Below are 12,246 nucleotides of genomic sequence, written 5' to 3' on the forward strand. Positions count from 1 at the left end.
GCTGTTCCTCCCGGGTCACGCGCCGGGGTCGAAAGTGACCGGCAGCCGCGCGGGAGCCGCGCCGGTCGGCGCGACCTGCTGGGTCTTGAGCGCGAACTCCATGACCTTCTTGTAGATCGGTCCGCAGATCTGGCCGCCGAAGTAGCTGCCCCGGGTCGGGTTCTGGATCGCGCAGTAGACGGTGATCTGAGGCTTGTCGGCGGGCGCGAAGCCCGCGAAGGAGGCGGTGTAGCCCCGGTAGCGGCCGAGCTCGGGATCGACCCGGTTCGCTGTCCCGGTCTTCCCGGCGACGCGGTACCCCGGGATCCGGGCCTTGGTGCCGGTGCCCTCCTCGTTCCCGACGACCGACTCGAGCATCGCCGCGAGGGTCTTCGCGGTCTTCTCGCTCACCACCCGGGTCTTCTCCGGGGCCTCCGCCGGGTTGAAGCGCCCGTCGGGACCGCGGGTGCCCCGCACCAGGGTGGGCTCGATGCGCACCCCGCCGTTGGCGATGGTCGAGTAGACGGAGGCGGCCTGCATGGCGTTGATCGACAGGCCCTGGCCGAACGGGATCGTGAACTGCTGCGAGGTCGACCAGTCCTGCGGCTTGGCCAGGATGCCGGGGGTCTCGCCCGGGTAGCCGAGGCCGGTCGGGCTGCCGATGCCGAACTTCCGCAGGTAGGAGTAGAGGACGCGGTTGGCCTGGCTCTGGGTCTTCCCGAGCTGTCCGGTCGCCAGGATCGTCCCGATGTTGCTCGACTTGGCGAGTACGCCGTTGAGCGTCAGGTACCAGGTGGGGTGGTCGATGTCGTCCTTGAAGAGCCGGTCGCCGCGGTGGAGCCGGTTGGGGACGGTGACGTGGGTCCCCGGCGTGGCGGCCTGCTCCTCCAGCACGGCGGCCATGGACATGACCTTGCTGGTGGAGCCGGGCTCGTAGACGTCCTGGAGGGCCGCGTTGCCCATGGCGGCGGCGTTGGCGCGGGAGATGTCGTTGGGGTTGAAGCCCGGCGCGTTGGCCATCGCCAGGACCTCGCCGGTCCTGGCGTTCTGGACCACCACGTAACCGCGGTCGGCCTTGGACTTCGTCACCTGCTCGCTGATCGCGCGCTGCGCGGCCCACTGGATGTCGCGGTCGATGGTCAGCTCGATGTCGGAGCCGGGGACGGCGGGCTTCTCCCGGGTCCCGGCGGTGGGCACCCGGCGGCCGCCCGACTGCGCGTAGGTGATGCTGCCGTCCTTGCCCGCCAGCTCCTTGTCGAGCATGGACTCCAGGCCGCCCGCGCCGCGGCCGTCGGCGTTGACGTAACCCAGTATCCCCGCGGCGAGATCCCCGTTGGGGTAGACGCGTCGGCTGCTGGTCTCCTGGAAGACGCCGGCGAGGACGTTGGCCCCCGGGCCGCCCTTGGCCCTTTCGGCGGCGGCCTTCTCGGCGAAGACGCTCTTGAGGTCCTTGATCTGCTTCCAGACCTGCGGGGTCTGGCGGCGGGCGAGGACGGTGTACCGGGACTTCGGGGCCTTGAGCTTGTTCGCGAGTTCGGCCCGGTCGGCGCCCAGGATGGGCGCGAGCAGCGCGGCGGCCTGTTCCGGGGCGTCCGGGGCCTTGCTCTCCTCGGGCGTGAACATCTTCGGGTCGGCGGTGATGTCGTGCGCGTCGACGGTGGTGGCGAGCGCGATCCCGGCGCGGTCCGTGATCCGGCCGCGCTCTGCCGCGAGCTTGTGGCTCATGTAGCGGTTCTTCTCCGCCATCGCGGCGTACGTGCCGGCGTCGACGGCCTGCACCTGGAGCAGCCGGACCACGAACGTCAGCATGACGAGAGTGAGAGCGAGGCTGACGAGCCTCAGCCGGGGGCGGGGGTTGCCGAGCCGGATCCGGCCGGCCGCCGCCGGCCGCGGGTCCGGCGCGGTCCTGCGGGGACGGCGCGGCGCCGGGCGTCCGCGGTCGCCCGGACCGCGGCGCGCGGGGCCCGGCACACGGCGCCGCGGTGGTTCCTTGGGTGGCACAGCGTCACCTGCCGGGGGTCGTGGGGGGCGGCTTCGGCACGCCGGACGCGGAGGGCCGCGGCGGCGCGGACGGTGCTGCGGACGCCGCCGGCGCACCGGCGGCCGACGGCTTCGGCGACGCGGGAGGCGGTGCGGGAGCGCCGGACGCGGCCGGCTGCGCGGGAGCGGGCGGCCCGACCGGCCTGGCCGGCGGTTCCGGGCTCCGGACGGCCGACGGATCGGCCGTCGCCCGCTTCGGGACGCCGCGGACCGTGCCGTCGGGAGCGAGGAAGGCGGGATTGCCGCCGGGCACCATGCCGAGCTCTCGGGCCCGCCGCTCCAGGGCGTCCGGGGCGGAGCGCTCGTCCACGTCCCGCTGCAGCGCCTGTTCCTGGTCGGTGAGTTCGGTGGTCTTCTTCCTGAGCTCGCTCAGCCTGAACGAGCCTTCGTTGAGGGAGGTGTTGAGCAGCAGCAGGGTGATCAGCCCACCGCCGAGCAGGAGAACGACCAGCAGGACGAAGGGGGTACGGGCCGCGGTGCTCGGCCCGGACGGCATGAGCCGCGCGAGCCGTGCGGCACGCCCCTTGAGCTGTCCGGCGGCCTTCCTCACCCGTCGCCCTCCCTCGCCGCGGCTGTCGTCACCGGTCGTGCTCCCTCGGCGCGGCCGCCGTCACCGCACGTCCTCGCGGATCCGCTCGGCGCCGCGCAGCCGCGCGGGCGCCGCCCGGCGGTTCTCCGCGACCTCTTCCTCGGAAGGGAGTTCGGCGCCGCGGGTGAGGAGCTTGAGCCGCGGCTGGTAGCGCTCGGGGACGACGGGCAGTCCGGGCGGTGCCGTACTGGCGGCACCTTCCGCGAGGACCTGCTTGACCAGCCGGTCCTCCAGCGAGTGGTACGAGAGGACCGCGATCCGGCCGCCGACTGCCAGGGCCTTCACCGCGGCCGGGATCGCCCGCTCCAGCACGGTCAGCTCGCCGTTGACCTCGATGCGCAGGGCCTGGAACGTGCGCTTGGCCGGGTTGCCGCCCGTGCGCTTGGCCGCCTGCGGGAGCGCGTCTCGGATCAGCTCGACGAGCCGGGCGCTGTTGGTGAACGGTTCCTTCTCCCGCTCGCGCACGATCGCGGCGACGATCCGCTTGGCCTGCTTCTCCTCGCCGTACGCGCGCAGGATCCGGACCAGCTCGCCCGGCGGGTAGGTGTTCAGGACCTCGGCGGCGCCCAGGCCGGTCGTCTGGTCCATCCGCATGTCGAGCGGCGCGTCCTGGGCGTAGGCGAAGCCGCGGTCGGCCTCGTCGAGCTGCATGGAGGAGACGCCGAGGTCGAAGAGGACGCCTTGGACGGCGGGGATGCCGAGCCGGTCGAGGACGTCGGGCAGCTCGTCGTAGACGGCGTGCACGAGGGTGGCGCGGTCGCCGAACGGTGCGAGCCGCTCGCGGGACAGCCGCAGCGCTTCCGTGTCCCGGTCGAGCGCGACGAGCCGGGCCGCGGGGAAGCGGGTCAGCAGCGCCTCGCTGTGCCCGCCGAGACCGAGGGTGCAGTCGACGACCACGGGGCCCGGGACTTCGGTGGAGTCGGCCCCGCCGGGACGCTCCAGGGCGGGCGCCAGCAGGTCCAGGCACCGCTGGAGCATCACCGGGACGTGTCGCTGGCTCAATGCGCCCTCTCAGGTCCGGCGCAGGCGGTGGCCGGGCCGTACGTTTGCCGCACCCGCGGGAAAACGCGGAAATGTGCTGGATGTGTCCGTGAACTGCGCGTCACTTTAGTCCACTGGTCGTGCCGGTCAATCAACCGGCTGGCGCGTCGCAGCGGCGGCGGCCGAGGGGTCCGCGGGCGGCGCGACTCACCCGAACGGACACGGTCCGCTCCCGCCTGTGGGTTAGCTCACAACAAGCCGTGTTGACGTTCTTTGTCCGCTCTCACAGCGCGCTGCGCAGGCCCGTGACCATTACCGTCGGAGACATGTCGACTTCCGCGCACCTCCCCGCAGACACCGCCCTCGCCGGCGGCACGGTCACCGACCGGCTCGTCGAAGCCAACCAGCGCTACGCCTCGGGCTTCACCGACCCCGGCATGGACGCCCGGCCGGTACTCAAGGTCGCCGTGGTGGCCTGTATGGACGCCCGTCTCGACCTCCACGCGGCGCTGGGCCTGGAGCTCGGCGACTGCCACACGATCCGCAACGCGGGCGGAGTGGTCACCGACGACGTGATCCGCTCGCTGACCATCAGCCAGCGGGCGCTGGGCACCCGCAGCGTCATCCTCATCCACCACACCGGCTGCGGCCTGGAGAGCCTGACCGAGGACTTCAGGCACGAGCTGGAGGACGAGGTGGGCCAGCGGCCGCCGTGGGCGGTCGAGGCGTTCCGCGACGTGGACCAGGACGTGCGCCAGTCGATGCAGCGGGTGCGCACCTCGCCGTTCCTGCTGCACAGCGACGACGTGCGCGGGTTCGTCTTCGACGTCACGTCGGGTCTGCTGCGGGAGATCGACCCCACCGGCTGAGACCCGACCGACGGCGCCGCGCGAGCCCGCAGCGCGGCGCCGTCCGCTGTCCGCTGTCCGCCGGCGGCCGGCGGCCGGAACGGCGTCGCACGGCACGGCCTGCGAGGTCCGCACGGCGTCGCACGGAATGCCGGTGCGGCGTCGCGCCGAGTCGCCGCAGCCGCCCCGCGTGGGGCGGATCACAGCGCTGCGTGAGCGGCCAAACACGGCAACCTCAGACATATGGCGCCCACTTGTCCACAGGCGAGTGACACGACGCGGCAACGGCAACAAGAATGCGGGTGTGGCACCTTCGCGGAACCGACCGGGGAAGGTGTCCGTGTTTCGGGGTGGGCCGTGCCGCAAGCAGTGCACCGGCCCATGGAACGGGCCGAGGAGGGCCGGGTGACGACCTATGACGATCGAGCGAGCCTCACGGATCTGACCACCACAGCGGAGCGTGTCCGCAGGTCGGTGGAGGGTGTGATCGAGGGCAAGCCTGAGGTCGTACGGCTCTCGCTGACAGTGCTGCTCGCCGAGGGGCATCTCCTCATCGAGGACGTGCCGGGCGTGGGCAAGACGATGCTGGCGAAGGCACTGGCGCGGTCGATCGACTGCTCGGTACGGCGCATCCAGTTCACGCCGGACCTGCTGCCGTCGGACATCACGGGCGTGTCGATCTACGACCAGCAGAGACGGGACTTCGAGTTCAAGCCCGGTGCGATCTTCGCCCAGATCGTGATCGGCGACGAGATCAACCGGGCCTCGCCGAAGACCCAGTCCGCGCTGCTCGAGTCCATGGAGGAGCGGCAGGTCACGATCGACGGGCAGACGTACGAACTCCCCACCCCCTTCATGGTGGTGGCGACCCAGAACCCGGTGGAGATGGAGGGCACGTACCCGCTGCCCGAGGCACAGCGGGACCGCTTCATGGCCCGGGTGTCGATGGGCTACCCGACGCCGGAGGCCGAGCTGCAGATGCTCGACGTGCACGGCGCGGTGTCCCCGCTCGACGACCTCCAGCCGGCGGCGCACGCCCACGACATCGTGAAGCTGATCGACGCGGTGCGGACGGTCCATGTCGCCGACTCCGTGCGGAGGTACGCGGTGGAGCTGGTCTCCGCGACCCGCAACCACCCCGACCTCCGGCTGGGCGCCTCGCCGCGCGCCACCCTGCACCTGCTGCGGGCCGCCAAGGCCTCGGCCGCGCTGAGCGGCCGGGACTACGCGCTGCCCGACGACGTCCAGTCGCTCGCCGTGCCGGTGCTCGCGCACCGCCTGCTGCCGACGGCCCAGGCACAGCTGAACCGGCGCACGGCCGAGCAGGTCGTGCTGGAGATCCTCCAGCGCACGCCGGTGCCGACCTCCGGCAACGACACCACGTACGGGACCGGCGCCCGGCAGACGCCCGGCGGCCCCGCCTACGGCCAGCAGCGGCCCGGCGTCCGGCGGCTCTGATGACGGCCGGGAGCCCCGCCGGCGGCGATGAGGAGAAGGGCGGTCTGCGGTCGGCTCTCGGCGGGCTGACCACACGCGGCCGCTCGTTCCTGGCGGCCGGGGTGGCCGCGGCGGTGTGTGCGGTGGTGCTCGGGCAGAGCGATCTGCTCCGGGTCGGTCTGCTGCTCGCCGTGCTGCCCCTGATCTGCGTGGCCGTGCTGTACCGCACCCGCTACCGGGTGGCGGGCAGCCGGAGGCTGTTCCCCTCCCGGGTGCCCGCCGGGTCCGAGGCCCGGGTGCATCTGCGCCTGGACAACGTCTCCCGACTGCCCACGGGCCTGCTGATGCTCCAGGACCACGTGCCCTACGTGCTGGGGCCCCGGCCCCGGTTCGTGCTGGACCGGGTGGAGCCGGGCGGCCGGCGCGAGGTGTCGTACCGGGTCCGGTCCGACCTGCGCGGACGCTATCCGCTCGGTCCCCTGCAGCTGCGGCTGAACGACCCCTTCGGCATGTGCGAGCTGACCCGTTCCTTCAGCTCCTCCGACACCCTCACCGTCATCCCCCGCACCGAACCGCTGCCGCCGGTGCGGCTCTCGGGCGATGCCACGGGGTACGGGGACGGACGGCAGCGCACGCTGGCCCTGGCCGGGGACGACGACGTGATCCCCCGGACCTACCGGCACGGGGACGACCTGCGCCGGGTGCACTGGCGCTCCACCGCCCGCTACGGCGAGCTGATGGTGCGTCGCGAGGAGCAGCCGCAGCGGGCCAGGTGCACGGTGCTGCTGGACACCCGGCGCGCGGCCTACCGGGGCGCCGGGCCCGGCTCGGCCTTCGAGTGGGCGGTGTCGGGCACGGCCTCCGCCCTGGTGCACATGCTGGAGCGGGGTTTCTCGGTCCGGCTGCTGACGGACACGGGCACCTCGGTGCCCGGCGACGGCGGGGACGGTCTCGCCGGCTCGCCGCAGGAGTCGGCGGAGTCGGCCGGGCTGATGCTGGACGCGCTCGCGGTCGTCGACCACTCGGACGGCGCGGGGCTGTCGCGCGCCTACGACGTGCTGCGCGGCGGCGGCGAGGGTCTGCTGGTCGCCTTCTTCGGCGACATGGACGAGGAGCAGGCGGCGGTGGCGGCCCGGATGCGGCAGCGCAGCGGAAGCGCTGTCGCGTTCGTGCTGGACAGCGGCCTGTGGATGGCGAACGGGGCGGTGGACGACGCAGTGGAGGCGCGGCTGCGCGGGTTGCGCGAGGCCGGGTGGACGGTGGTCCCCGCCGGACCCGGCGCGGCACTTCCCGAGCTGTGGCGGCAGGCGGCGCGGGAGCGCGCGGACTCCGCCCCGGCCGGTACGACGGGTCTCTCTGGGGGATGGACATGAGCGGTCGTGGAAGGGTCGCCCTGTGCGCCTACGCCGCCACGCTGATGGCGGCGGCCGCGATGGTCCCGCTGGTCGATCCGTGGACGTGGCTGCTGCAGGCCGCGTTCCTGTCGGCACTGGTCGGCGGGGCCGGCGCCGCGGCGCGCCGGGTGCCGCTGGCGCGGCCGCTGACCGTCGCGGCCCAGGCCGTGCTGGCGCTGCTGATGCTCACGCTGGTCTTCGCCCGTGAGGACGCCGTGCTCGGGCTGGTCCCCGGGCCGGACGCCGTCGGCAGGCTCGGCGAGCTGCTGGCCACGGGCGCGCAGGACGTCGGCAGGTACGCCATCCCGGCCCCGGCGACCGACGGCATCAAGCTGCTGCTGATCGGCGGGGTGCTGCTGATCGGCCTGGCCGTGGACGCGCTGGCCGTGACGTACCGGAGCGCCGCCCCCGCGGGTCTGCCGCTGCTGGCGCTGTTCTCGGTGGCCGCCGGACTGTCCGGGGGCGGGGCGGGCTGGTGGTGGTTCCTGCTGGCGGCCTCCGGATATCTGCTGCTTCTGCTGGCGGAGGGCCGGGACCGGCTGTCCCAGTGGGGCCGGGTCTTCGGTGGCGCTCCGCCGCGGGGCGGGGCGGGGTTCGACCGCGGGGACGGGACCGCGCACGCGCCCGTGCGCACCGGCAGGCGGATCGGTGTGGCCGCGCTCGGCGTCGCCCTGGTCGTCCACTGGTCGCTGCCGGCCCTGGGCGGCGGTCTGATCGGCCGGGGCGGTGCCGGTGCCGGCGCGGGCTCGGGCGGCGGCACCATCAACGCGGTGAACCCGGTGGTGACGCTGCAGGACAGCCTGAACCAGCCCGAGAGCCGGGAGTGGCTCAAGTACAAGACGAACGCGAACGCCACCAACGACATGTATCTGCGGATCATGGCGCTCGACCAGTTCGACGGCGGGGCATGGAAGTTCTCGGTCCGCAAGGTGACCGACATCCCTGCCGAGCTCCCCCGCCCCGAGGGCCTGGGCGGCGGAGTGGCCACGACGGAGATCAGGACGAACATCTCCGCCGCGGGCGCCTACAAGCAGGGCTGGCTGCCCATGCCGTACCCCGCCACCAAGGTGGCCGTGGACGGCAAGTGGCGCTTCGACCCGGCCCGCCGCACGATCGTCGGCGACCGGGGGCAGACGACCGGCGGACTGCAGTACTCGGTCTCCAGCCTCCAGGTGAAGCCCACCGCGCGGCAGCTCGCCGAGGCGCCGAAGGCCCCGGCAGCGCTGCTGGAGGAGTACACCAAGGTGCCGGACACTCTGCCGGCCGATGTGGGATCCACCGCGCTACGGGTGACGCGGGGCGCCGCGAACGACTACGAGCGGGCGGTCAAGCTCCAGGACTGGTTCGCCGCGGACGGCGGCTTCACCTACGACACCCAGGTGGACTCGGGCGGCGGCGTCCAGGCGATCTCGCGGTTCCTGAAGAACAAGGAAGGGTTCTGCATCCACTTCTCGTTCTCCATGGCCGCCATGGCGCGGACCCTGGGGATACCGGCCCGGGTCGCGGTGGGGTTCACGCCCGGCACGCCCGCGGCGGACGGGGCGCGGTCCGTCAGCAACCAGGACGCCCACGCCTGGCCCGAGCTGTACTTCGAGGGCGCGGGGTGGACCCGGTTCGAACCGACGCCGACGCGGGGCAACGCGCCCGACTACACGCGCGCGGCCACCCCGTCCGGCGGGCCGAGCAGCCCGGCGGAGCCGGAGGACGCCGCGTCGATGGCGGTGCCGGCCGCCCCGTCGCAGTCGTCCGACTGCTCCCCGCAGGAGCGCCGGCTCGGCGAGTGCGGGGCCACGGCGCCGCAGGACGTCTCGGAGTCCGGGGACGGGGGCTCCTCGCTCGCCACGGTCCTGACGTGGACCGGGGGGATCGCCGCTCTGGCGGCGGTCCCGCTGCTGCCGATGCTGTGGCGGACGAGACAGCGCAGGTTCCGGCTCGGCTCCGGAGGCCGTACCGCTGAGGAGGCCGCGGCGCGGACCCTCCTGGTCTGGCAGGAGATCGCGGACACCGCCTGGGACCACGGCATCCCGCCGGACGAGTCGCTGTCGCCGAGGAAGGCGGCCGCGCGCATCGTCCGCCTAGGCCGGCTGGACGGCGCACCCGCGGACTCGGTGCACCGGGTGGCCCACGCGGTGGAGCAGGTGCTGTACGCGCCGAGGCCCACTCCGGGAACGGGGCTGGCCGAGGATGCCGGCCGGGTGCGGGCGGGTCTGGGAGAGCGGGCCGGCCGGGTCGGGAGCCTGCGTGCGCTGCTGCTGCCGCGCTCCGCGGTGCGGGTCGTATGGGCGTGCTCGGAGCGCTGGAACGCGCTCGTGGGCCGCGCGGCCGATGCCCGCCGCCGGCTCGTGGACCGTGCGATGGCACAGCTGCGCAGGCCGCTGCGGCAGCGGGGGTGACGAGCCCGGGGCCGGGCCAGGCGGGGCGACGTCCCGCCTGGCCCGGTCCTTGTGCGCGATCGCCTGGCCCGGCCCTTTCGCCTGACCCGGTCCTTGTGCGGGGACGGGGGCCGGCCCCGGTTGCGAGGGTCGCCGGGCCCGGGACGGGGCGTGGTCGCGAGGGCCGTGGCGCCCAGGAGGGGGATGGGGTGTCGCACCTAAACGGACGGGCGGACGCGTGAGGGGTGACCGCCGTGGCGGTCACCCCTCAGCCGATTCGTCAGATGCGTGGACGTGGACGTCACACGGGGCTCAGTGGCCCTGCTCGTCGCGGCGGCGCTGCCACCGCTGCTCGATCCGGTCCATCATCGACCGGCGCTGCCTGGGCTGTCGGCGCGTGGCCTCGGCCCCGGGGTTGCTTTGCTCACCCGGCTTCGGCGCCTTGCGCCAGCCGGTGACCGCCAGGACCGCACAGCCGAGCATGACGAGAAAACCCACCACGCTGATCCAGATCTGCTGGGCGACCATTCCGGCCATGAGGAGCGCGATACCCACCAGGAAGCCGGCGACCGCTTGGTAGACCCGTCGTCGGGTGTACGTACGCAGCCCGCTTCCCTCAAGCGCTGTCGCGAACTTGGGATCTTCGGCGTACAGCGCTCGCTCCATCTGCTCGAGCATTCGCTGCTCGTGCTCCGAGAGCGGCACGGAGTCCTCCTAGTCGTCGGTCGCGGGGGGCGACCGGTATGCGGCCCTTTCAGGATAGGCAGGGAATCGCCCCCGTGAAACCCGCCGAGTGCCCGATTGCCCTTCGGGGCCTGCCATGCCGGATCGACTGCTGAGGCGTTGATTCCCCAACCGCCTGTCCGTCATGCCGGATCGTGTCCCCCGATCATACGGGGCGAACGCCTCGATCGGGGGGCCTGTGGCGTACTCCATCTGCAGCTGCGTGGCTGATCAGCGGCGGGGCCACGGCACCGGGTGCCCGAGATCAGCCGCGCTTCTCGCCGAGGACGTGGAGCTGCGTGGCGACGGCGTGGAACGCGGGCGACTCGGCGGCGGCCTCCTCCAGCTTGAGCAGGGCCTCCAGCGCCCCCGGCTCCGTGTCCACGAGCACCCCCGGGACGAGGTCCGCGAAGACCCGCACACCGTGCACGGACGCGATCTCGAGGCCCGAGTCGCCGACGAGTTGCGTGAGCTGCTCGGCCGTGAACCGGCGCGGCGTCGGGTCGCCCTCGCCCCACCGCCCCGCCGGGTCGCCGAGCGCCCGCCGGGCCTCGGTGAAGTGCCCGGCCAGGGCCCTGGCCAGGACGGCGCCGCCGAGCCCGGCGGCGAGCAGGCTGAGGGCGCCTCCCGGGCGCAGGGCCTCCACCGCGTTCCGCACGCCTTCGGCCGGGTCCTCGACGTACTCGAGCACGCCGTGGAACAGCACGGCGTCGAAGCCGCCGCGCTCCACCACGTCGAACAGCCCGTGGACATCGCCCTGGACCCCGCGCACCCGGTCGGCCACCCCGGCCTCGGCCGCCCGCCGCTCCAGTGCGAACAGCGCGTTGGGGCTGGGGTCGACCACGGTGACGCGGTGGCCGAGGCGAGCCGCGGGCACGGCGAAGTTGCCGGAACCGCCACCGGTGTCGAGGACGTCCAGGGCGTCCCGTCCGGTCGCCTTGGCCCGGCGGTCCAGTGCGTCCCTGAGCACCTCCCAGACGACGGCCGTGCGAAGGGAGGCGCGGGACGGGGTCTCCCCACGGCGAGGCCGAACGGGGGGCGTCTGGTCCGACACGGCAGTTGACTCCTCGGCGCGGGTGCCGCCCCTGCTGACGGGGCGTGAACGGTGCAGGCTGGCTCCACCCTATTGCCTCGGCCGGGCGCCCCGGTCATCCCACGGTGTCCCCGCGCCCGCCCGCCGGCACGCCCGCCGCGGACAGTCCCCGCCTCCGGTCCCCGCAGCCTCCCCGCGCCCGGTGAGCGGGCGCGGGGAGGTTCGCTCATCCCGCGGCGCCCTCGGGCCGTCCTACCGAGCCCTCCCGCCCCGCCTGCTCGGGCCCCGCCTGCTCGGGCCTCGGCTGCGGCAGTACCGGCTGGAGCACCAGCATCCGCTCCACCAGCCTGAGGAACATGCCCACGTCGCGGAGCAGGTCGTCGGCGTCTCGGCTGCCGGCGGCACCCCGGATGCCCGCCTCGGCGCGGGCCCGGCGTTCGGCGCCGGAGGCGAAGAGGGCGCTCCACTCGGTGAGCTCCGGGGCGATCTCCGGCAGGACCTCCCAGGCGGAGCGTATGCGTGCCCGGCGGCGGGGGGTGGTCTCCGGCCGCCCGCGCGCGGCCAGGACGGCCGCGGCGGTGCGCAGCGCGGCGAGATGGGCGGTGGCGTACCGCTCGTTGGGGGTCTCCAGGCGCGCGGCGTCTTCCAGCCCCGCCCTCGCCTGGGCGAGCAGGTCGAGTGCGGCAGGGGGCGCGGACGAACGCCGCAGCACGGGGTGGACGTCGCTCGCGGATCCGGTCGGTGAGGGGGCAGGGCCGCCTGCGCGGGGCCGACGTGCGGCAGCGGCGTACGAGCTGGCCATGACGAGCCTCCTGTCGTCGGGTGACGGCACTCCGGCCGTACGTGAACC

The 12,246-nt window shown here is 73.8% G+C and carries 10 protein-coding genes; 4 read left to right on the plus strand and 6 right to left on the minus strand.

The annotated features are described in order from the left end of the window. Positions 1-15 precede the first annotated feature (15 nt). The 3 genes from BLT82_RS08685 to rsmH are packed head-to-tail and all read right to left on the minus strand — an operon-like array spanning position 16 to position 3,610. On the minus strand, positions 16-1,980 hold the full coding sequence (locus BLT82_RS08685; RefSeq protein ID WP_208867780.1) for a peptidoglycan D,D-transpeptidase FtsI family protein: 1,965 nt from the start codon (positions 1,978-1,980) through the stop codon (positions 16-18). Positions 1,981-1,984: 4 nt separating this feature from the next. Beyond that, entirely contained in the window at positions 1,985-2,569 is a 585-nt protein-coding gene (locus BLT82_RS08690; RefSeq protein ID WP_404203393.1) for a cell division protein FtsL, read from the minus strand. Between the two features lie 60 nt (positions 2,570-2,629). Continuing rightward, complete coding sequence (rsmH, locus tag BLT82_RS08695; protein WP_093653279.1) at positions 2,630-3,610, minus strand: 16S rRNA (cytosine(1402)-N(4))-methyltransferase RsmH; 981 nt, start codon at positions 3,608-3,610, stop codon at positions 2,630-2,632. Between the two features lie 305 nt (positions 3,611-3,915). On the opposite strand from rsmH, the gene BLT82_RS08700 reads away from it, so the two are divergent. The 4 genes from BLT82_RS08700 (at position 3,916) to BLT82_RS08715 (ending at position 9,661) form a co-directional block, all read left to right on the plus strand. Continuing rightward, entirely contained in the window at positions 3,916-4,458 is a 543-nt protein-coding gene (locus BLT82_RS08700) for a beta-class carbonic anhydrase (RefSeq protein WP_093653280.1), read from the plus strand. Between the two features lie 384 nt (positions 4,459-4,842). After that, a complete protein-coding gene (locus tag BLT82_RS08705; RefSeq protein WP_093653361.1) occupies positions 4,843-5,895 on the plus strand; it encodes an AAA family ATPase in 1,053 nt (350 codons plus the stop codon). Then, positions 5,895-7,247 carry a DUF58 domain-containing protein gene (locus tag BLT82_RS08710; RefSeq protein ID WP_093653281.1) on the plus strand — a complete coding sequence of 451 codons (1,353 nt, stop codon included), beginning with the start codon at positions 5,895-5,897 and terminating at the stop codon, positions 7,245-7,247. Before BLT82_RS08705 ends, BLT82_RS08710 begins: the two co-directional genes overlap by 1 nt. Next, positions 7,244-9,661, plus strand: coding sequence for a transglutaminase TgpA family protein (locus BLT82_RS08715; RefSeq protein WP_208867781.1), 2,418 nt, complete (start codon positions 7,244-7,246; stop codon positions 9,659-9,661). The genes BLT82_RS08710 and BLT82_RS08715 overlap by 4 nt, the downstream gene beginning before the upstream one ends. A gap of 291 nt (positions 9,662-9,952) precedes the next feature. On the opposite strand, the gene BLT82_RS08720 is transcribed toward BLT82_RS08715, so the two are convergent. From BLT82_RS08720 to BLT82_RS08730, 3 genes are all read right to left on the minus strand, one after another. Beyond that, complete coding sequence (locus tag BLT82_RS08720) at positions 9,953-10,345, minus strand: DUF3040 domain-containing protein (RefSeq protein WP_093653282.1); 393 nt, start codon at positions 10,343-10,345, stop codon at positions 9,953-9,955. Between the two features lie 283 nt (positions 10,346-10,628). After that, on the minus strand, positions 10,629-11,417 hold the full coding sequence (locus tag BLT82_RS08725) for a methyltransferase (RefSeq protein WP_093653283.1): 789 nt from the start codon (positions 11,415-11,417) through the stop codon (positions 10,629-10,631). Positions 11,418-11,622: 205 nt separating this feature from the next. Beyond that, positions 11,623-12,198, minus strand: a complete 576-nt coding sequence (locus tag BLT82_RS08730) for an SAV_6107 family HEPN domain-containing protein (protein WP_093653284.1) — start codon at positions 12,196-12,198, stop codon at positions 11,623-11,625. Positions 12,199-12,246 lie beyond the last annotated feature (48 nt).

The organism is Streptomyces wuyuanensis (assembly GCF_900103455.1).
GTDB classification, from domain to species: domain Bacteria; phylum Actinomycetota; class Actinomycetes; order Streptomycetales; family Streptomycetaceae; genus Streptomyces; species Streptomyces wuyuanensis.

What these genes read in the sequence shown, in the direction of transcription:
- BLT82_RS08700 (WP_093653280.1), top strand. Translation starts at nt 3,916, where the DNA reads ATGTCGACTTCCGCGCACCTCCCCGCAGACACCGCCCTCGCCGGCGGC.
- BLT82_RS08710 (WP_093653281.1), top strand. Translation starts at nt 5,895, where the DNA reads ATGACGGCCGGGAGCCCCGCCGGCGGCGATGAGGAGAAGGGCGGTCTG.
- BLT82_RS08715 (WP_208867781.1), top strand. Translation starts at nt 7,244, where the DNA reads ATGAGCGGTCGTGGAAGGGTCGCCCTGTGCGCCTACGCCGCCACGCTG.
- BLT82_RS08730 (WP_093653284.1), bottom strand. Translation starts at nt 12,198, where the DNA reads ATGGCCAGCTCGTACGCCGCTGCCGCACGTCGGCCCCGCGCAGGCGGC.